At 63.1% G+C, this 20,065-nt stretch carries 15 protein-coding genes; 4 read left to right on the forward strand and 11 right to left on the reverse strand.

The window, feature by feature from the left end:
* Positions 1 to 100: 100 nt before the first annotated feature.
* Together VXM67_RS15235 and VXM67_RS15240 are read left to right on the forward strand one after the other, a co-directional pair.
* Entirely contained in the window at positions 101 to 1,372 is a 1,272-nt protein-coding gene (locus VXM67_RS15235; protein ID WP_023380857.1) for a carbohydrate porin, read from the forward strand.
* Between the two features lie 170 nt (positions 1,373 to 1,542).
* Positions 1,543 to 1,929, forward strand: a complete 387-nt coding sequence (locus VXM67_RS15240) for a VOC family protein (protein WP_023380858.1) — start codon at positions 1,543 to 1,545, stop codon at positions 1,927 to 1,929.
* A 6-nt stretch (positions 1,930 to 1,935) separates the two neighbouring features.
* Here the strand turns inward: VXM67_RS15240 and VXM67_RS15245 are convergent, their stop codons facing one another.
* Genes VXM67_RS15245 through VXM67_RS15275 form a run of 7 tightly spaced genes read right to left on the reverse strand, consistent with a single transcriptional unit; the run spans position 1,936 to position 8,216 of the window.
* Positions 1,936 to 3,303: an ATP-binding protein gene (locus tag VXM67_RS15245; protein WP_027906693.1), complete on the reverse strand. Its 1,368-nt coding sequence runs from the start codon at positions 3,301 to 3,303 to the stop codon at positions 1,936 to 1,938.
* On the reverse strand, positions 3,300 to 3,962 hold the full coding sequence (locus VXM67_RS15250) for a response regulator (RefSeq protein WP_023380860.1): 663 nt from the start codon (positions 3,960 to 3,962) through the stop codon (positions 3,300 to 3,302). Before VXM67_RS15250 ends, VXM67_RS15245 begins: the two co-directional genes overlap by 4 nt.
* Positions 3,963 to 3,964: 2 nt before the next feature.
* Positions 3,965 to 4,606: a tetratricopeptide repeat protein gene (locus tag VXM67_RS15255; protein WP_023380861.1), complete on the reverse strand. Its 642-nt coding sequence runs from the start codon at positions 4,604 to 4,606 to the stop codon at positions 3,965 to 3,967.
* Entirely contained in the window at positions 4,603 to 5,409 is an 807-nt protein-coding gene (locus tag VXM67_RS15260) for an SDR family oxidoreductase (RefSeq protein WP_027906694.1), read from the reverse strand. Before VXM67_RS15260 ends, VXM67_RS15255 begins: the two co-directional genes overlap by 4 nt.
* The gene (locus tag VXM67_RS15265; RefSeq protein WP_023380863.1) at positions 5,396 to 6,076 is read right to left on the reverse strand and encodes a TenA family transcriptional regulator; all 681 of its coding nucleotides are present in this window, start codon (positions 6,074 to 6,076) and stop codon (positions 5,396 to 5,398) included. The genes VXM67_RS15260 and VXM67_RS15265 overlap by 14 nt, the downstream gene beginning before the upstream one ends.
* Positions 6,077 to 6,088: 12 nt before the next feature.
* Positions 6,089 to 7,549, reverse strand: coding sequence for an AMP-binding protein (locus tag VXM67_RS15270; RefSeq protein WP_027906695.1), 1,461 nt, complete (start codon positions 7,547 to 7,549; stop codon positions 6,089 to 6,091).
* Positions 7,539 to 8,216, reverse strand: coding sequence for a thermostable hemolysin (locus VXM67_RS15275; protein WP_023380865.1), 678 nt, complete (start codon positions 8,214 to 8,216; stop codon positions 7,539 to 7,541). The genes VXM67_RS15270 and VXM67_RS15275 overlap by 11 nt, the downstream gene beginning before the upstream one ends.
* Positions 8,217 to 8,358: 142 nt before the next feature.
* Between VXM67_RS15275 and VXM67_RS15280 the strand changes: the two genes are divergently transcribed.
* Entirely contained in the window at positions 8,359 to 8,928 is a 570-nt protein-coding gene (locus VXM67_RS15280) for a hypothetical protein (RefSeq protein WP_023380866.1), read from the forward strand.
* Positions 8,929 to 9,014: 86 nt separating this feature from the next.
* On the opposite strand, the gene VXM67_RS15285 is transcribed toward VXM67_RS15280, so the two are convergent.
* From VXM67_RS15285 to VXM67_RS15295, 3 genes are all read right to left on the reverse strand, one after another.
* Positions 9,015 to 10,694, reverse strand: a complete 1,680-nt coding sequence (locus VXM67_RS15285; RefSeq protein WP_023380867.1) for an MFS transporter — start codon at positions 10,692 to 10,694, stop codon at positions 9,015 to 9,017.
* Positions 10,695 to 10,912: 218 nt separating this feature from the next.
* Entirely contained in the window at positions 10,913 to 11,326 is a 414-nt protein-coding gene (locus tag VXM67_RS15290) for a VOC family protein (protein WP_023380868.1), read from the reverse strand.
* Positions 11,327 to 11,402: 76 nt separating this feature from the next.
* Complete coding sequence (locus VXM67_RS15295; protein WP_023380869.1) at positions 11,403 to 12,329, reverse strand: alpha/beta fold hydrolase; 927 nt, start codon at positions 12,327 to 12,329, stop codon at positions 11,403 to 11,405.
* Between the two features lie 231 nt (positions 12,330 to 12,560).
* Between VXM67_RS15295 and VXM67_RS15300 the strand changes: the two genes are divergently transcribed.
* Positions 12,561 to 17,438: an NEL-type E3 ubiquitin ligase domain-containing protein gene (locus tag VXM67_RS15300; RefSeq protein WP_367237130.1), complete on the forward strand. Its 4,878-nt coding sequence runs from the start codon at positions 12,561 to 12,563 to the stop codon at positions 17,436 to 17,438.
* A 7-nt stretch (positions 17,439 to 17,445) separates the two neighbouring features.
* Here VXM67_RS15300 and VXM67_RS15305 read toward each other — a convergent pair whose 3' ends face one another.
* Entirely contained in the window at positions 17,446 to 19,950 is a 2,505-nt protein-coding gene (locus VXM67_RS15305) for a UvrD-helicase domain-containing protein (protein ID WP_367237131.1), read from the reverse strand.
* Between the last annotated feature and the right edge of the window lie 115 nt (positions 19,951 to 20,065).

The following is a 20,065-nucleotide window of genomic DNA, read 5'->3' on the forward strand; positions in this document are numbered from 1 at the left end:
CGTCATCACCGGCAAGCCGGCCACTACAGGACCCGCGAAGGTCCCAGTAGTGGCCGGCTTGCTGGCGATGAGGCCCTGAAAGACTATCCGAGACCCCGTAATGTCCCCCGCTCTTCGCTACACCCCCACTGCTCTACTCCTGGCCCTGGCCAGTACCACAGCCCTGGCCGATGGCGACCTCATGACCCGCAGCACCCTGACCGGTGACTGGGGCGGCCTGCGTCACCAGCTGGAAGAGGACGGCATCAAATTCACCGGTGACTACAGCGGCGAAACCGCCTACAACGCCCATGGCGGCCTGCACCGCTCCGCGCGCTATTCGCAGAACCTCAAGCTCGGTGTGCAGTTTGACCTGTCCAAGCTCTATGGCCTGGATAACGGCGGCAAAGTCCAACTGACCATCAATGACCGTCGCGGCAACAGCGCCTCGGAAGATCTGGTGGGCAACCGTCTTCCGATCCAGGAAAACTACGGCGGCCTTTACACCCGCCTGACCGAACTGAGCTATGAGCGCACCCTGTTCACCCCGGCGCTGAACGTCAAGCTCGGCTACATGGCCATGGGCAACGACCTGGGCGGGCTGGACAGCGGCATCCTGTGCAACTTCATGAACGCCGGTTTCTGCGGCCACCCATTGAACATGTCGGGCGGTAGCGGCTGGACCAACTATCCCAACGCCCACCTCGGCGTGCGTGTGAAGTACGACTTCTCGCCGTCCTGGCAGTTGCGCGTCGCGGCGTTCAATGTCGACCCCGAAAGCAATGGCAACTCCAGTCGCGCCTGGCACCTGGGGCCGAAGCACACCACCGGCACCGTGGTTCCGGTAGAGCTGGTGTACAAGCTTCAAGGCGAGCTGCCGGGCGAGTACAAGCTGGGCTATTACTACGACAGCTCCGATGTAAAACGCATTGGCAGCGACGACGAAGTGTCGGGCCGTGGTGGTCACTACCTGCTGATCGACCAAGCCGTGTGGAACGATCCGCAATCGGCTGGCCGCAGCCTGCATGCCTTCGGCCAGTATTCGGCATCGAGCAAGGCCGCCTCGCCATTCACCAAGTGGTATGGCGCCGGTGTGGTGCTGTACAAGCCGTTCGAAGGGCGCCCTCGCGATACCCTGGCCCTGGGTTACGGTCGCGCCGTGCCGAACCCGCGTAGCCGCGACGTGCTGGAAGAAACTGCGCTGAACAATGGCCAGGCCTTCCCCGATATCGACAGCGCCGAACAACTGATCGAGCTGAGCTACGGCTACCAGGCCACTCCATGGCTGAACCTGCGACCTGATGTGCAATACATCATCGAGCCAGGCGCCTTCTCCGGAAAGGACATCGACAACGCACTGGTGGTTGGCCTGCAGGTCAAAGCCACGTTCTGATAGCGGTTCAGGCTAGAACGCGCCGGTGGTTTGCGCGCCCTTTTCCATCAAGGGAGGGGGCAACCGCCGGCCCGTCCCCCCAAGGCTCAGGCCGAGTTCGGATAACGCTGGCCAAACGATGCAGAGCAGCTTTACTAGAGGATAACGAGCTTTGGAAACGGTGGACGCCCATGAAGATCGTAGTCACCAGCATCCTCGTAGACGACCAGGCCAAGGCCCTTTCCTTCTACCATTACGTGCTCGGCTTCGAACCCAAGCATGACCTGCCCATGGGCCAGCATCGCTGGCTGACCCTCACCTCACCCAATGACCCTGACGGGGTCGAACTGCTGCTCGAACCGGATGTACACCCTGCAGCAAAGACCTACAAGTCAGCGCTCAAGCAGGAGGGTATTCCCTTCACGACCTTTCGGGTGCGCGATATCCAGGCCGAGTACGCCCGCCTGTGCAAAGCTGGCGTGAGGTTCACCCAGCCGCCTACCGTCATGGGGCCGGTCACCACCGCGGTATTCGATGACACTTGCGGCAACTTGATCCAGCTCGCCCAGAAGCACTGAAGGCATTCACGACTTCGTCGGTAGACGCAGCGTTGCACGCAAGCCATGCGGTGCCCGGTTGTCCAACTGCACGCTGCCGCCCACGCGGCTCATGATGGCGGCGACGATCGATAGCCCCAACCCAGCGCCATTGGGTGCATCCTTGCTGTAGAAGCGCTCAAAGACCCGCTTCAGGTTCGCAGGCTCGATGCCAGGCCCTTCGTCATCAACATCCAGCCGCACTGTCTGGCCCTCGCGACGCAGGCGTACACTCACCCGTCCACCCGCCGGCGAATGATCTGCAGCGTTGGTCACAAGGTTCTGGATGGCGATACCCAGGGCACCGGCATCGGCACTGACGCGGTAGTCAGCTTCGGCAATGTCCAGGGAAGGCTCCAGTCCTCGTGCGAGCATCCAAGGGGTCAGGTCGGCCAGGGTATCGGTGACCACCTCAGCCAGATCGACCGGCTGCCAGTCACGCGGGCCCAGTTGTGGCTCCAGCCGCGCCAGGGTCAGCAGTTGGTTGACCACCCGGGCAAGGCGGTCGACACCACCAATCAGGTAGGTCAGCGCCTTTTGTCGCTCCGCCTCGCTGGCAGCAGCAAGCGCGTTCTGCGCATGCAGGCGCAGAATTGCCAACGGCGTGCGCATCTCATGGGCGGCATCGGCGATGAAACGGTGCTCGCGTCGGAGCATTTCGTCGATCTGCGCGAGCAACCGGTTGATCGCGGCCTGCATGGGCTCGAGCTCAGCCGGTAGCGGTACCAGCTGCAAGGGCTCGAGGGATTCGGCGTGGCGCGCGCGTATGACCGTGGCCATGTTCTGCAACGGCTTCAGCCCCCAGCCAATCGCCGCCCAGACCAACAGTGCCAGCACCAGGCTGCCGAGCAGGAACGGCATCAACGTGTGGCGCACGATGCGGTCGATCAGGTCATAGCGCACATCGTTGCGCTCGCCGACCCAGATCACCCAGCGCTTTTCGGGTACCGGCAGCATGAAACTGCGCCAGCGCTGCTCGGCCACGACGATATCGGCAAACCCCGGCGTGCGCGGGGCTGGCTCGATACGCGGTGCGCTGGGCGTGTGCACCAGCAAACTGCCATCATCGGACCAGACCTGGAATGCCAGCTTGCTTTCATAAGGGTGGCCCACCCTGTGGTGCCCCGCCTTGCTCAGCGCCTCGTTGAAGGCACGGTAGAGGGCATCGCGGCTCTGTTCCTGCACCGGCAGGCTCATGATCCCTTGCAACAGCCGCGCGTTCTGCGCCAGGTGGGCGTCATAGACCTCGTTAATTTCGTGTCGACTGTCGTGGTAGTTGTACAGCGCAAGCGCTCCGCTCCCGACCAGCAACGACAGCATGACGCGCCACAACGTGCGCTGGCGCAATGAACTCATCGATGGCCTTCCACCAGGTAGCCAATACCTCGCACGGTTCGGATCAAGCCATTGAACAGCTTCTTGCGCAGCTGGTAGATGTTCACCTCCAGGGTGTTGCTTTCAGGCTCCTCATCCCACCCATACAACAACTGGGTCAGGCGCTCACGGGTGAAGACCTTGCCCGGTTGCGCGAGCAGTTCGTGCAGCAAGCGATACTCCTTGGGTGTCAGCACCACCGGCTGGTCCAAGTAATACACCTGCTGGGTCGCAGGGTCCAGACGCACCCCGGCATGTTCGATGACCAGTTGCGCACGACCGGCACTGCGGCGCAGCAGGGCCCGCAACCGGGCCTTGAGCTCGTTCAGGTCGAAGGGTTTGACCAGGTAGTCGTCGGCACCGGCATCCAGGCCATTGATGCGATCTTCGGTGGCATCCCTGGCGGTGAGTATCAGCACTGGCAGGTTCTTGCCGCTGGCGCGCAGGCGCCTGAGCAGTTCGATACCGTCCAACCGGGGCAGCCCCAGGTCCAGAATGACCAAATCGAAAGCCTCGTGCACCAGGGCGTGCAGCGCACTGGCGCCATCCTGCAGCCAGTCGAGGGTATACCCTTCCTGGCGCAGGCCGTCACAGATCCCCTCTCCTAACGCTGCATCATCTTCAACCAGCAGTAGACGCATGCTTAATCCTGCTTGTCCTTGATTGCCTTGAGTAAAGCATCGATTTCCCCTCGCCGGCCCTGGTCGGCCAATTCGCGGCCGGGCCGGGCGGGCGCTTGCAAGGCCTTCTGCAGTGCGGCGCGGGCCTCATCGTAGCGGTTCTGCCGATACAAGTGGTCAGCCCAGAAGTAGTTGCTGTCGATGCCATCAGGGTTGATCGCCAGGGCTTGACGCAACATCGCTTCGGCCTTGTCATGGTCGCCAAAACTCAATGGCCACCCCGGCACCTGATCATACAGCGCCCCCAAGCTTGTGTAAGCGGAGCCTTGCAGGGCCTTGGGGTCCATGGCCAAGGCCTTTTCCAGGCTGGCCCGTGCCGCCTTGACCTTGCCCAATGCCCCTATCCCGCCGGTGGCACCCGCCCAACTGCTGTTGACGATTCCGTCCCAGATCAACGGCTCGGCTGAACCTGGGTGCTGGTGAACCAGGGCCGCCGATTGCCCGGCCAGGGCCTCGAACGCGGCAGCCTGCTGCGCCTCGGGTACACGGTAGCGAACCTCGGCCCAGCGCTGCTGGATGGCACCGAGCTGCTGCGTGCCGGCTTGATCCAAGGCCCAGGTGAAAGGCGCGATGACCAGCAGACTGGCCAGTATCAGGGGTTTCATTTGCTCGACTCCTTGCTGTGCGAGGTGCTGTAGCGGCGAATCAGCGGCAGTTGCTTGCGCAGCGCGCGGTCGACCACGCCCGGTAGCATGCCGTTCAGACGGACGAATAATTTCTCTGGCCACCCCAGGTACAGCTCGTTGCGGTCCGATTGCACCGCCGCCAGCACGGCGCGGGCAACATTTTGCGGGTCGTCCATGCCCACCTTCAAAGCCTGGTTCAAGGCCGTCGCTGCACTACTGTTCATTGCCGTACGGGTGGCCCTAGGGGCGGCATACAGCACGCTTACCGTGGTGTCGGCCAGTTCGCGCCGCAAGGCTTCGGAGAAACCACGCAGGGCAAACTTGCTGGCACAGTAGGTGGCGTAGCCTGGGTAACCGATCGAGCCATAGGTCGAGCCTACGTTCACCACCAATGCCGCAGGCTGTTCGCGCAGCAGTGGCAGGCAGATGCGGGTGAGCTTCACTGCGGCTTTGATGTTCAGGTCGAACAGTTCGTCGAGCGCGGCTTCGTCGAGCTGTTCGATCAAGGCGAAACGGTTAACGCCCGCCGCGTTGATCAACACATTGAAACCGCCCATGGCCCGCGCCGCTGCCAACACCTCGCCGCGGCCTTCGGCGCTGCACAGATCAGCCGCCTGCCAGCGCAATTGCTGCGGGTAGCGATTCATCAGGCTGCTCAGCTTGCCCAGGTGGCGGCTGACCGCCAACACCCGCGCCCCCGCCGCGCAGAGTTGATCCGCCAACTCAAGGCCAATGCCGCCGCTCGCGCCAGTCAGCACCACCACGCAGTCAGACAGCCGCATGGCGCACCTCGCCCCGGTTGGCGCGTGGCAACCCTTCGAACATCGCGGTGTACAGCCGGTACACCACTTTCGCTGCGTGGACTACAGCCTGCTGGTCCTCGGGACTGTCGAGGCGATCCATCAGCTTGCGATACGTGGCCATGTGGTCCTGATCCAGCGCGCCGTGGGAGCTGAGGTAGCTGAATGCGGTGTCCGGCAGGCCGAGGCCTTGCTTCAGGGAACCGGCAGCCTGAGTGGCCAAGGCAATGCTGGTGCCTTCCAGTACATTGACCATTCCGAACAGCGCCACGGGGTTGCCACGGGCGACCTGGTCATAGAGAAACGCCACCATCAGCTCGATGGGTAGCGCCGGCCGCGCATCGCGTACCTGTTGCGGCTCGCCACCGCAGGCAGCGATGTCATTGAGAATCCAGTGTTCGTGGCCATATTCTTCTTCGATGTACTCGCACACCGCACCGCGTAGCCACTCCAGCCGCTCAGGCAGTCTCGCCCCGCAGGCCATCATCAGTGGCACGGTATGCCGGACATGGTGATACGCCTGGCCGAGGAAGGCCCTGTAGGACTCAAGGCTGGCCTTGCCGTCAAGCGCGTCCTTGATCACAGGCACATTGAACAACGCCGTACGTTCCTCGGCGGTTTCCGCTTGCAAGGTTGCAAAGAATGACATGATGGACCTCTTTCATTGAATTTCAGTTAGCAGCGACTCGTAGCGCTGCAGAATGTGTTCACGCCGCGGGCGGCCATTGGCCGTGAGGGTCTGCTGGGCAACACTCAGTGACTCGGGCAAACGCCTCCAGGCATGCACCTGGGCATAGTCCGGCAGCCCGGCGTTGGCCTGACGCACCGCTTGCTCGATCGCTTCATCGGACGCTGACGGGTCCAGCGGCCAGAGCAACGCCAGGTTGTGGGGCAGGTGCTCGCCGTGCACGAACGCCTGCGCGATCACGCCCCCTTGCGTCAACTCGGCCTCCACCCATTCAGGGTTCACGTTGCGTCCGAAACTGGTGGTGAACTGGTGCTTCTTGCGCCCATCGAGGTACAGGAAACCGTCCGGGTCGAAGTGCCCGATGTCCCCCGTGGGCCACCAGGCGCCGTCGAACCCAGGCTCCCCCAGGTAACCCAGCAGGGCCGAGCCACAGACCAGTACCTCGCCGTCCTCGGCGATACGTACCTGCACATGGGGCAAGGGCCGCCCGACACTGCCCAGGCGCTGCTCGCCAGGACGATTGAGGCATACCACCGATGCGCATTCGGACAACCCGTAGCCCTCGAACACCGGAAGCCCGACGGCCTCGGCTCGCTGCAGCAGGCTGGAAGCCACTCGCGCACCGCCCACCGCGACAAAGCGCAAGGGCCCCACACGCATCAGGCCCCGCTCGATGGCCGTGACCAGACCCAGCAACAGCTGTGGAACCAGAATCAGGCTTTCGGCTCCGGACAACGCGATGCAGCCCAGCAGACGCTTGAAGTCGACCTGACTGGCGCCACCCATGCCCAACTGCTGCTGCGGGTACAGCATTACACTGGCACCTGCCAGTAAGGCGGCGTACAGGCCCAGGTTCTCCAGTAGAACGGCCAAAGGCAGCACTGCCAGGTACTTGCCCGGTGCCGCAGCGCGGCTGGCGGCCTCCAGCTCACTGGCGACCCGTAACAGGCTGTCGGCGCTGAGGCACACACCTTTGGGCGCCCCCGTGCTGCCGGAGGTGTAAGTGATCTTCGCGGTGCCGAGGGGCAACGGCTGGGCGACTGTGGCTTCACGCGTCCAGTATTGTTCACGCGGGTTGAAGCCGCATTGGCGCAGGTCCTCGGCGAAGCCCTCATCGGCCACCGCCAGTACCGCGCCGCTCTGCTCCAGGCAGTGCCTGCGCTGGGCATGGCTGAAGAACGTCGGCAGGATCACGCACGGGCGATCGCCGAACAGTGCCGCCAGGTCCCAGAACAAGGCCTCGGGGCCATTCTCCAGGGCCAGCACGAAGGTACCGCGAGGTTGCCCGGCCAACCAGTCCTGCCGCCATTGCACTTCGGCCAGCAGCTGGTCATAGGTAAACGCGCCGCTGCTGCCTTGCACGGCGGGTTGCGCGCCACGGCTACGTGCATGCCGGTGCAGGATCTGCTGAAACGCTTGCAGTTCATGCGGCATGACCGGCCTCCTGTACAGATACCGGCAAGCCAAACCGCTCGAATACCCCACTCTGGGCGAGCGCCGTGTAGCCACCACCGATGCGTCCGACGAACACTTGCGGATGCTGGGCGTAGTAATGCCCCCAGCTCGCTGCCTCGCCGTGCAGGCGCTCCGGGTCCGCCGGGGCCAGTGCCGTTGGCACCAGGCCAAGTCGATGGAAGCTGTTGACCAAGGTCGTCGCCCCTGTGAAGGCCACCCACTGCAAACCACGTTCGGCCAGCAACCAGGTCACGGCAATGATCATGATCCGCGCGCTGCCCGCACTGAGTGCGGCCAGGTTCCCGACCTCCACCAGTTCCGAGCGCTGCACCGTGCCGGCGGCCAGGCGCGATACGCAAGCCTCCAGTGGCTCATCGAGATAGCGTTCGAGAAATAGCGGACCGCTGATGGCCGGGCGAATGCCCGCCGCGGCGATCAGACGATGGTGACTGTCGTACAGCCCCAGTAGCTCAGGCAGATAGTGATGGACGTCGGCGTGGTGAATGGACTGGAAGCGGGCATGGATGAACTGTTCCAGTTCGGCGCGTCCTGGGTCGGACACGCCATGCAGCAGCAGATGGGCCTGGCGCTCGGGATGCACGCCTATGGCCAATGGAAACATCGCGCCGCAATCGTTCTGGGTCATGGTATCCCCCTGGGTTCATGCGTTCGGCGCAGTATCCCGGAGAAATCTGAAGCCAGTCTGAAGTGGCTGTCCTGCGTTCACAGTCTGCAAGGCGTCCGCTACAGTTGCCCTTGCTCACCGCGTATTACAACAAGGAACAGCGATGCGCCACGAATTCAGCGAAGTGCTCACTGACTGGGTCGACTACTTTCTGGTCGGCGATATCCAGTTGCTCGAAAGCTACAAGCAGGCCCATGGCCTGCCAGACGATCTGGCCTACGAGTTCACCCATGGCGACAGCGGCGACCAGGCCGTGCGCGAGGGGGTCGTGCTGCCTTTGGCCGGCGTCGACAACCTGCCCTACCGCATCCTTTTCACCCTCGACGGCGACCCGCCCGCGCTGCGCCAACCCGGCAGCCGCCTCAAGCATCAACGCTCCGGCTATGTGTTGCGGGTTGAGAACCGCGCGCTGATGCTGTTCACCTGGCGCATCCTGCAACACTTCACCCCCAAGACCTTGGGCGACCTACTGGCACGTTACCAGGAGCCCGGGCGGCCGATCATCGAGCTCGATAACGGCTGGTATGACGTGGAGGTGCTGGCGGGTGCCGTGGTGCGCGAAGGGTTGTACGAGCCGGCATTCGAGTTCGTGTTGAACAAGCGCTGGAGCCGGGGTGAGGCCGCGCAGGTGGATATCGGCTACGCCTTCACCCTGCGCGGGTACTTCGATTGAGCAAGCACCTGCAGCGGCCCTTGGGCGGGTAAGCCCGTTCCTGGCTGCGTGGGAACGAGCCTGCCCGCGAAAGGGCCAATGAAGCCTCAACTGTGATGGATATCCCGATCCTTGGTCTCCGGCAAGAAGAAGATCCCCAGCACCGCGGTCATCACCGCAATCACGATCGGATACCACAACCCATAGTAGATATCGCCGGTCGCCGCCACCATGGCGAATGCCACCGTCGGCAGGAAGCCACCGAACCAGCCATTACCGATGTGGTATGGCAACGACATCGAGGTGTAGCGGATACGCGCTGGGAACAGCTCCACCAGCCAGGCGGCTATCGGCCCGTAGACCATGGTCACGTAGATCACCAGAATCGTCAGCAGCAGCAACACCATGGGGTAATGGATCTTCGCCGGGTCGGCCTTTTCCGGATAACCGGCATCCTTCAGAGCGCCCGCCAAGGTAGCGGTGAAGGCATCGCTCTGGGACTTGAAGTCAGCGGCCGCGAGGCCACTGCCATCGAAGCTCGGAATCACCCGCTCGCCGATACGGATCTGCGCGACGCTACCCGGCTCGGCCTTTTCGTTCCCATAGGGGATCGCACGCTTGGCCAGCAGGCTTTTGGCGATGTCGCAGGAACTGGTGAATTTGGCCTTGCCGACCGGGTCGAACTGGAAGGCGCATTGGTCAGGATCGGCCACCACCACAACAGGGTTCTGCTCCTGGGCGACGAACACGTCCGGGTTGCCGTACTCGGTCAGTGCCTTGAAGATCGGGAAGTAAGTCAACGCCGCGATGATGCACCCCGCCATGATGATCTTCTTGCGTCCGATGCGGTCGGAGAGGCTGCCGAAGACGATGAAAAACGGCGTGCCGATCAGCAACGAACCCGCAATCAACAGGTTGGCGGTCTGCGGGTCGATTTTGAGCGTCTGCAGCAGGAAGAACAGCGCATAGAACTGCCCGGTGTACCACACCACGGCCTGGCCGGCGGTCCCGCCAAGCAACGACATGATCACCACCTTCAGGTTGTCCCAACGGGCGAAGGACTCGGTCAGTGGCGCCTTGGACGCTTTGCCTTCGGCCTTCATCTTCATGAACACCGGCGATTCGTTGAGCTGCATGCGGATGTACACCGATATCGCCAGCAGCAGGATCGACAGCAGGAACGGAATGCGCCAGCCCCAGGCTTCGAATGCCTCGGTCCCCATCGCGGTGCGGCATGCCAGTATCACCAGCAGCGACAGGAACAGCCCCAAGGTAGCGGTGGTCTGGATCCAGGCGGTGAAGAAACCTCGCCGCCCTTTGGGTGCATGTTCGGCCACGTAGGTCGCCGCGCCGCCGTACTCGCCTCCCAGAGCCAGGCCTTGCAACAGGCGCAGGCTAATCAGAATGATCGGCGCCGCAACCCCGATGGTCGCATAGCTGGGCAGGATACCCACCACCGCGGTGGACAAGCCCATGATGACAATGGTGATGAGGAAGGTGTACTTGCGCCCGATCATGTCGCCCAGGCGACCGAACACGATGGCGCCGAACGGCCGCACGGCAAAGCCTGCGGCGAAGGCCAGCAAGGCGAAGATGAACGCGGTGGTTTCATTGACGCCTGCGAAGAAGTGCTTGGCGATGATGGCCGCCAATGAGCCATAGAGGTAGAAGTCGTACCATTCGAACACCGTACCCAGGGATGACGCGAAAATGACTTTTCGCTCCTCTCGGGTGATGCCGCGTTGGGGTGCGCTATTGCCCGTGGTTGCGCTATCGAGTACCGCCATGGGTTGCCTCCGTCTTGTTGTTCTAAGGCCGGAGTACCTCACACCCATTTCAGCGTCGCACCCAGGCCCTGGGGCTTGCATTGGTTGCGCGAAGCACGACGAGGCAAGCCGCCTCGGATCGCAGCAAGGACAGTAGAAGCATAATCGGCTTTTCCAGGATATCCACTGGCCAGCATCGCCAGTGAGCGCCGAGGGCTCCGCGTTCCTCGCCCTGGGGTTCAGTCCTGCACTGGCCCCTTCAACTCGACCTGATTACCGTCGGGATCATAACAGTACAGCGACAACCCTTCCCCTTCGGCACCGTAGCGTCGTTCGGCAGGTTCGACACGGATTCCCTGCTCCAGCAGGTAGGCGGTCAGCGCCTGCTCATCGAAAGGCTCGATGCGCAGGCAGAAGTGATGCAGGTTGCGCCCTTGCGACCCGGGACCCGCACCGCCCGGTTTACCCAGTGGACCATCGAGGGTGACCAGATCGATCATCGCCGAACCGGTCGCCAAGTGGACCATGCCCAGATCCTCCCGCTCGCGACTGACCCGACAGCCCAATACATCGCGGTAGAACGCAACGCTGCGCGCAAGGTCCGTGACCCTCAAGACCAGATGGTCGATATGGGCGATGGCGAAAGGTCGCATGCCGAGCCTCCCTATGGCATCCAGGCAATCATTGCCTGTCACCATAGCTCAGGACCTGACACCGTCGCCATAACCGTCACTCATTGACCCGTCGTTGCAGCAAGCTCCCCTCGTGGCGGGCCAGGATGCGCAGTATCTGGTCGACCAGCGCGCGATCAGGTGCTTCCAGGTGAAAATGGTGGCCACCCGGATGCCAGGAAACGCGGGCATGTTCAGGCAAGGCCGCCTTGCGTTGCTCGAACCCTTCACCGGTGAACGCCCCCTGGCGACCGAACATCAGATACAGCGGACAACGGATTTGCCGAAGCAGGTCGCAGGCTTCGCCCTCGGTCAGCGGCATGGGTTCGGGCAGCACCAGCCGTGGGTCGTGGCGCCAGCAGTAGCCATCGCCCAGTTGCAGCAAGTCGCGCAGGGCCAACAGTCGCGTGGCCTCTTCGGACAATTCACCGTCCAGGCGCTTGCGCCGTTGCGCCAAGGCCATCTCGATGGTGTCGAAACGCTGTGTGTCAGGCTCGCCGAAGCCTTGCAACTGGCTGCGCTGGACCATGCGCTTGAGCCGATAGGCGCGCGCCAGGTGCTGCACGCGGTCATGCTCGGCAACCGTGAACGGGGCTCCCATGCCGTCGAGGAAGATCATGCTGGCGATGCCACTGGTCATAGCACCAAGCAGCGATGCGACCCCGGTGCCCATGCCATGGGCCAACACATGAAACTGCGACAGGCCCAGGCTGTCGGTCACCGCCAGCATGTCCTCGGCATGCTCCCACAGGTAGTAGCCGCTGTCATGGCGTCGATGGTCGGAGCGCCCGTGGCCAACCATGTCCGGGGCCACCACGAAACAACCGTCGAGCAACGGCCCGAGCCGTTCGAACGAAGCCGCGTTGTCCAACCAGCCGTGCAGGGCCAATACCGGGATCCCATCTTCAGGCCCCCACGTGCGCACGGCAATTTCAATGCCTTCGAGGTCAAGCAGATGATCCTTCGGACCGCATAGCGAACGCATGCAACTACTCCCTGGCTAAACCTGGCGCCATGGCCAGACGGAATTCGCCACCGTCCTCATGCCTACCCGGTGACACCGTGTATAGCCACACCATCCTCCAGAAGCCCCGGCAACGCTGCCCTCGTACCGACCCATACATGCGCGAGACCGACCCTTGCGGGCAAGTATCTACCGCATCCTGACCGCGAAACGAAGGTCGACTATCGCCTCTGAAGACCAGAGGCTCTCGCCATGTACAGCACACCCCCGCTCCACCAGGCATCTATCAGCCGCGCCCTGCCCGAATGGGTCACGATGTTGCATCCAACGCATACCCAGTACATCGTCGAGCAATTGCGTGCCGACTACCTCGCCGATGACGGCGCCCCCTTCAGTTGGTACAGCACCGCCTCGGATGATGATCGCCAGCGACTGCGCTCACTCATCGAAGCGCGCAACACCCACCAACGAGCCCTGCAAAAGAGCCTGCGCGGGTTCCAAGGGATCACCGAATTCTGCAAACCGTTGCTGACCCGCCGACTGAACATCGCTGTGGCCGTGGACAAGGCCCACTATGTGTTCCAACCCTTCGAACCCGCCAGCAGTAACTGGCCAGGCGTTCCCAACCCGGAGATACCGCTGGTACCGGAGCGGGAAGTGGACATCCTGGCCACCCGACCTGTCGGCGCGTCGCAGTCGCGCAGCCTGTTCGAGGCGGCCCTGCACAACTTCGAAGGCCTGGATGAAGTCGGCGCCTACAGCACACTGATCAACGCGCCAGACGATGACAGCCCACTGCAAGGGCTATCGATGGCGAGCTTCGTCAGGCATTGCCGGGAGCTGGACCTGGGTCGACAGTACCAGGCCCATCTTCAGTCGTACTATGACGGCCCGCGCAAGGCTGAAATCGAGCGACTGACCCTCGACACCCTGCGCCATTCATTACGGGTGCGGGCGCAGGTCGCGGCCCTTCAGGGACTGCTTAGCCAACGCGGCCTCCGCGGCCTGAACCAGCTGGCCGAAAACGCAGCTCGGCCAACCTATGGACAACACGACCTGCACTGCTGGCGCCTGAGCCTGTTCGACATTCCCCTCCACGACCTCCTGCTGATCGGGCCAGACCAACCCGACCAGAACAATCCATGCATCGTCTACATGCCGAATGACAGCGAACACCCGGTCAGGGAGTTCAGCTCACGCCAGGAGGCTGGACGGCATCTCAGCCACAGGCTGCTGCAGAGCACGTTCCGCCGCCTGTTGATCAATTGCGCCTACCAGGACAGACAGGCGGAGCTGAACCGCTTGCTTGAGCAGGCACTGTTCGAACCGCGTGACGGCCTCGTCCACCCGCGCCGAGAGATCGATCTGCGGTTCACCCCTTCGCGAGTCAATGGCGGGCTCTGGTCGGCGCTCTACGCGGCCAATGTCTCGCGGATGAAAGCAGATGCCAGGGCCATCGCCGTCCCAACCGCCGATGTCGACGCCAAGGCCCGCCAGGAACGTCTGGCCCATTGGGCCGAGACGGGCGTGAGCCTTCTCAATGTCGCCGCCTTTTTCGTCCCCGGCCTGAATACGGTCATGGCGGGCGTGTTCGCCTATCAAATCATGGATTCGGTGTTCACCGGGTTCCACGCCTGGGAGGAAGGCGATACTGCCCAAGCGTTGGGGCAATTGACCGCACTGGCCATCAATGCGGCGGTAACGGCGGGTTTTGCGGTAGGTACGCGGCTGGTGCAGGCCTCTGGCTTCGTCGATGCCTTGCAACGCGTCTGGCATGACGGGCAAGCATTGCTGTGGCACCCGCAAATGGCCCGTTATGCCAGCTCCACAGTCTTGCCGGAGGGTGCAGTGATGGACGCGTCAGGCTATTACCGGGTCGAGGGTAAGATCTACTGGATGCACGATGGCGCGATGTTCGAAATCTTCCAGGACGCCGAACAGCAGTGGCGTGTTCGCCATCCCCACGACCCCAATGCTTATGCCCCTCGTCTGCACCACCACGGTGACGGTCGTTGGCAACTGGCTTTCGAACGACCGGTGGAATGGGAGCCAGCCCAGTTGCTGCGCCGCCTGGGCCAGTTCAGCGCCGGGCTCGACGATGCCGAACTGGCCGCCGCCCTGCGTACTACCGGCATCGACAGCACGGTCCTGCGGCGCACCCAGGCTACCGGGCTGCAGCCTCCGGCACTGCTGCGCGAAACCTTGCTTCGCCTGCGCCTGGACAACCAGGTAGAGCACATCGTCGGCAGCGTACGCCATGGCCAACGCCTGGCCGCCTACAAGAACTACGCACTGCCAGAACTGCTGAACATGCCCCAATGGCCCCTGGATCATGTGCTGAAGGTGTACGACGGCCCGGAGCCTTGGGGCGATTCGGTGCGCTACGGCGCGCCACCGATGCTTGGCCAGGTGGAAATCGAGATCACTCGCTCGGACCTGGAAAGCGGCCATTTGAGCCAGACCGTGCTGGCCCAGATGGGTGAGCAACAGCGGCAATCCCTGCTGGGCGATACGCCTTCCGCGCAGCGTGCCAGCACCCTGGACCAACGACTGGCCGATCGCCTGGACAGCAAGCGCCAGGACATTTTCGACAGCTTGCGGCACAGCCAGGGCAAATTGCGTAGCCCTGCCGAGCAAACACTGGCACGGCAGTTTCCTGGGCTACCGGACAGCGCGCTGGAGGAGATACTCAGACACATCGGGCACGGCGAGCGGCAACGACTTGCATCGGGGCGGATGCCCTTGCGCATTGCCGAAGAAGCACGGTTGCTGCAAGCCCATGCACGGCTCGATCAGGCACTCCTGGGCTTGTATCGGCCCTCGCTGGCCAATGCCGACAGCCATTTGTTGAAACAGGCGTTGCTGGCCGAACACCCCGGCGCAACGGCCACCGAGCTGTTCGGCCACGCCACCGCCGACCGAGGGCATTGCGCTGCCCTGCTCGGCCAACAGCCCATCAGGCCGAGCGTGCGATCACCCTTGCGCCTGGCCAACGGCCGTCTGGGCTACCCGCTCAGTGGCCGAGGCGCCTCCACGAGCGTCGCCACCGGACGACTCCGGGCCCTCTACCCAACGCTCAATGCCGAGCAGCTCAGCGCGCTGCAAGCGCAACTGTCCCAAGCCGGTGACTTGGGCAGCGCAATCCAACGACTCGAAGAAGAACAGCGCACCTTGCTGAGCGCACTGAACCGCTGGCATCAGGCCGTCGAGCAGTCGCCCCTGCGTGACCAACGCCGGCAATGCAGCGAACGGCTCATGCGTGCATGGCGCCAAGAAGGCGAGCCCGACGCCTCGGTGCTGGTACTCGATGACCTGGAACTGACCGAACTGCCGGCAATCAGCGCACGCTTCCCACAGGTCCGCGCCCTTACCCTCGAGCGTCTGACGTTGACCCGACTGGAAGGCGCCTTTCTGGCGTGCTTCCCAAACCTCTCGCAGCTTGAAGTGATCGACAACCCGCGAATCGACGCTGAGTCACTGTTCGACGCCCTGAGGTCGACCCCTAAATTACAGGCGCTGTCGCTGGGCGAAAACCGCCTCACCACCCTGCCCCCCACGGCGCTGCGGGCCCTGGGCGCCATGCGTGACCTGCGTGTGCTCAATCTGCATGGCAACCTGCTGGAGCTTAACGATGCCAGCCTGGATTGCCTGGCAGGATTACCGCTGGAGGCCCTGGGCCTGTCGGACAACCACATCACGCTGAACCCGGCACTGGCGGCGCGCTTCCAGGACCTGGTGCATCTCAAGGTGCTTCGACTGAGTGGCAATCCACTGCAATTGGCCCCCGACCTGCGTTACATGGCGCGGCTGAGGCAACTCGACCTGGACCGCTGCGACCTCAGCCAATGGCCCAACGGGCTGTCCACCCTAATGCGCCAGCCGCAGTACCAACTGCGCATCCTGGACCTTTCCCACAATCGCATCGGTACAGTCCCCGATCTGTCCGACGTGTTACAGACACCCTTCGCCCGCGATGTTGCCGCCCGTGTCGAAGGACGCAGCTGGCTGTTCAATTTCAACCCGCTCGAAGGCCCAACGCGTACTCGCCTGGCGAACGGTGGTGTCAACGTGACCGAGCGTACGCCACGACAAGGGGATCGGGGGATATGGCGTGACCAGGCCAGCAGTCACCAGCAACGACTCTGGAGCGACCTGTTCGAACACGGCGGGAACCGCCATCTGCTCAACGCTTTGGAGCGTTTGGCGCAATCGGCAGAAGCTCGCCAGGACGCACAAGGCGTTGCGACGCGCGTGTGGGCCATGCTCGAGAAAGCCGGACAGGACACCGGGCTACGAGAGCGCCTTGAACAAGTCGCCCAGGACTACCCACCCACCTGTGGGGATGCCGGTGCCGATGCTTTCAGCGCTCTGGAGATCGAGGTGCTGGCCCACGAGACGGCGGGTCGGCTCGGTGATCGCTCGCAAACGCTGCTGCACCTTTACCACCGGTTGTTCCGGCGCAGCAAAGTCAATGAACTGGCCGACCGCATCAGTCTGCGAAGAACGCTACGCAAGCAGGCCCTGCAAGATGATGTCTTTGACGAAGACTTGCCGCCATACGATGAGCTGGACGAGCCTTTGGCCTATCCGGATCTGTACCTGCAAACCGGCCTGGTCGACGATATCGAGGTACGACTGGCCTTGCGTCAATCGCTGGCCGCGCGCCTGGACTTCCCCGAGCCGAGCCGGGGCATGCTGTACCGTGACACCGCCAGAATCACCCAAGGCATCATCGACAAAGTGGCTGCCGAGGTGGAACGGCTCGATCGTGACCACCAGGCTCGGGAGCGCTGGTTGATCGAGCAACCAGGTTGGGTCATGCACATTAAGACCCGCTATGCCGAGCAGTTCATCCTGCTCACCGATTTCTGGCGATCAGGCCATGACTACCTGTTCTACTGCCTGGATCGAAGCAATGAGCCTGTCACGCGCCTAGATACCTCGGTCACCACCGCTCTGGCGAAAGTCATGCCGGCCAGTCCCCTGGACGAACAGCACCATCTGCGCCGCGTGCAGCTCAACGACGGGCAGTTCAAGCAAGCCATGGATGCCCTGAACGCCGAGCAACAGCAGGTCGAACATGGCCTGTTGCTCAGCCTCACCCACCAGGTGGCAACCCTCGGCGGCTAGGTCGCGCTCACTGTCCGCGCAGGTCTTCGAAGAAGGCCTGCCGGCCATCCACCTGGCTGGACGCACGCGGCGCACTCGCCGCCTCGCCATTGGCAGCCTCGACATGCCAATAGCAGTGCCGGACCGCCCGCGTCACCGCTACGTAGGCCAAGCGCTGTACCTCTTCTTTCTGCGCGGTATCGAAAGGCTGGGCATCGCCTGAACGGCCCAATTCGGCCAGTCGATAGACCTGGTTCTTGTACGGCGAACTGGTCAGGTACTGGCAGTCGCCCAACATGAACACCGCATCGGCCTGCAGGCCCTTGGCGCTGTGATAGGTCAACTGACGCAGCCGACGCTGCTCGGCGGGCAGTGCCGCTTCGGCTTGCAGTACCGTTTGCAGGTGCTCACTCATCAAGGCCCGGTCACTGCCCTTGCGGTACAGCATCATCACCGACTCACCGCGCTGGTAGTGCTCGATCAAGGTTTGGCCCAGTGCCGCCTCGTCACGGTCGAACACCCGGACCGGCGAGCCCGGCAATTCCGCAGCCGGCCCCGCGGCACGCGCCTTCTTGCCCGCGATGGCCGGAGTCCCCTTGACCAGATGCTCGGCGGCGTCGATCACCTGCTGCTGGCAGCGGTAATTGTCGACCAGCATCACCCGGGTATTGGCCGGTGACGGGAAGGTCTTGGTGAACTCCATGAAGTACTTGGGCGAGCTGCCACGCCAGCCGTAGATCGACTGCCAGTCGTCCCCCACGCACAGCAACGACGAGTGCTGGGCATTACGCCCAGTATGCATCGCTGTGCCACGCCGGCGAATTTCAGCGAGGCTGGCCCGGAGCCAACTGACGATCTGTGGTGAAACGTCCTGGAACTCGTCGATCATCAAATGGGCCAACGGGCGCAGCAATGGGTCGGGCAACAGCTGCAGGTTCTCGGGATTGTTTTCACCAAACAGGGCGAACATGCGGTTGTAGCTCATCACCGGCGGCGACTGGGCGAGCAAATGCGCCTCCAGCGCCTTCCAGTACAATGCCAGCGCTTCGAAGAACAACCCATCACTGTCGCCTGCGGGGAAGCTCATCGCTGCGACCGCTCTGCCGACCTCAAGGCCAAGGTTCTCGATGAAACTTGCCGCGCCGACGAAGGCATCGAGCAGCGGCGCCGCTGCCAGTTCGCCCTTGACCTTGTACTCGAAACCCGGTCCCGACACCGCATCCCCCGCCAACGACGCCGCCAGGCGCCGGGCCATCGCGTAGTTGTCGAGCCAGATCAGCGGCTTGTCACAGTAGGCCTGCAACAGCGTGCGCTTGACCGCCCATTCCGCACGCACCGCAAGCTTGGCGCCGGGGCGTTGGCACTGAGCACTTTCCGAGGGGTCGAAGCCCAGCACCACCCAGGTATCCAGCCCTTCTAGATGCCCGTGGACATGGAAGCGACTGCCGCGAATGTCTACCGTCTCGCGGCACGGCTCGATGCCCCTGATCGGCCAGGCGCCCGCCGCGAACCACAGGTCCTCGATCACATCGCACAGCTCTTCGTCACGCTGGGCGGCCAGCTGGGTCACCTGCACACGCTTTTGCACGTCCGGGTGGTCCGGGTCCAGGGGCTTGAGCTGCAGGGCCTCGCGACGCAAGGTCGCGATGATCTGGGCAAAGCGCGGGCTTTGATCGAGCAGCTGGCTGTAGCACAGGTTCAGCTGCTGACGCTGGGCGTCGTTCAGACGTAGATCGAACGGATTACTGTCAGCCTCAGCCTCTTGGCCGGCCGGCATCTCGCTGCCCAGTGTCTCGAATGCCCGTACCTGGCCAAAACCCGGCAGGCTGCGGACCAGCGGCAGAATGCGCGAATGGAAGGTCCGCACCATTTCCCGGGCACGGGCAGGCGACAGATCGACCTGCCAGCGTGCGAAGACCTGCACCAGGCGCTTGATGAAATCCTTGCGTGACTCGCGGGTGAAGGTGACCACGGTCATCGCGTCAAGCTCGTAGCCCAGGTAATGGCGTAGCAGCAATATCCGCAGCACCAGCGAGGTAGACTTACCCGCGCCGGCCCCCGCCACCACGCAGGTGGACGGTGTGTCGCTGAAAATCAGCTTCCACTGCGCGGCGCTGGGCTGGGCCTCGGCAGGCAGGCGCTGGGCGACATCGGCCTTGAAGCGCTTTTTCAACTCGGCGCTCAGCGGCAGACGCCAATCATCGAACAGTTTGTCGTCCTGGCCGGGAACCGCAGGCGCATCGGGGCGAGTGTCGCGAATCACCAGTACCTGGCGCCCGGCTTCGTAACCTTCCAGCCGTCCACGCTCGAAACCTTCTCGCAGGCCGTCAGCGTGGCCGCTGCGTTGGCCAGTGGCGTGCCCCAGGAACCAGGAGTCGCGGTGTTGCGCTTGCAGACGGCTCAGGCCACGCCCAAGCAGGCGTGCGGCCAGGCGACGAAACCAAGGCAGCTGGGCTGGAGGGGTAAGGTCGGCGGGCGCCTGGGTTTGCTCGTGGGCCACGATCACTCCGTTGAAAATCGAATCAGCAGCCATGTTCGCTGCATCTAAGAAAAATCGCCAGCGAATCAGTGCATTAGGCGACAAAGCGGTCAAATGCCATCTGCAATTCAATCTATTTTATAGATTGTTTTAAGCCGATATTTACGCT

Origin of the sequence: Pseudomonas sp. Rh2 (assembly GCF_040762985.1) — a bacterium.
GTDB classification, from domain to species: Bacteria; Pseudomonadota; Gammaproteobacteria; order Pseudomonadales; family Pseudomonadaceae; genus Aquipseudomonas; species Aquipseudomonas taiwanensis.

Excerpts from the sequence above, each read along its gene's own strand:
- VXM67_RS15240 (WP_023380858.1), top strand. The coding sequence starts at position 1,543 with ATGAAGATCGTAGTCACCAGCATCCTCGTAGACGACCAGGCCAAGGCC.
- VXM67_RS15305 (WP_367237131.1), bottom strand. The coding sequence starts at position 19,950 with ATGGCTGCTGATTCGATTTTCAACGGAGTGATCGTGGCCCACGAGCAA.
- VXM67_RS15295 (WP_023380869.1), bottom strand. The coding sequence starts at position 12,329 with ATGCGTTCGCTATGCGGTCCGAAGGATCATCTGCTTGACCTCGAAGGC.
- VXM67_RS15300 (WP_367237130.1), top strand. The coding sequence starts at position 12,561 with ATGTACAGCACACCCCCGCTCCACCAGGCATCTATCAGCCGCGCCCTG.
- VXM67_RS15235 (WP_023380857.1), top strand. The coding sequence starts at position 101 with ATGTCCCCCGCTCTTCGCTACACCCCCACTGCTCTACTCCTGGCCCTG.
- VXM67_RS15265 (WP_023380863.1), bottom strand. The coding sequence starts at position 6,076 with ATGTCATTCTTTGCAACCTTGCAAGCGGAAACCGCCGAGGAACGTACG.
- VXM67_RS15255 (WP_023380861.1), bottom strand. The coding sequence starts at position 4,606 with ATGAAACCCCTGATACTGGCCAGTCTGCTGGTCATCGCGCCTTTCACC.
- VXM67_RS15280 (WP_023380866.1), top strand. The coding sequence starts at position 8,359 with ATGCGCCACGAATTCAGCGAAGTGCTCACTGACTGGGTCGACTACTTT.
- VXM67_RS15250 (WP_023380860.1), bottom strand. The coding sequence starts at position 3,962 with ATGCGTCTACTGCTGGTTGAAGATGATGCAGCGTTAGGAGAGGGGATC.
- VXM67_RS15290 (WP_023380868.1), bottom strand. The coding sequence starts at position 11,326 with ATGCGACCTTTCGCCATCGCCCATATCGACCATCTGGTCTTGAGGGTC.
- VXM67_RS15270 (WP_027906695.1), bottom strand. The coding sequence starts at position 7,549 with ATGCCGCATGAACTGCAAGCGTTTCAGCAGATCCTGCACCGGCATGCA.
- VXM67_RS15245 (WP_027906693.1), bottom strand. The coding sequence starts at position 3,303 with ATGAGTTCATTGCGCCAGCGCACGTTGTGGCGCGTCATGCTGTCGTTG.
- VXM67_RS15260 (WP_027906694.1), bottom strand. The coding sequence starts at position 5,409 with ATGCGGCTGTCTGACTGCGTGGTGGTGCTGACTGGCGCGAGCGGCGGC.
- VXM67_RS15275 (WP_023380865.1), bottom strand. The coding sequence starts at position 8,216 with ATGACCCAGAACGATTGCGGCGCGATGTTTCCATTGGCCATAGGCGTG.
- VXM67_RS15285 (WP_023380867.1), bottom strand. The coding sequence starts at position 10,694 with ATGGCGGTACTCGATAGCGCAACCACGGGCAATAGCGCACCCCAACGC.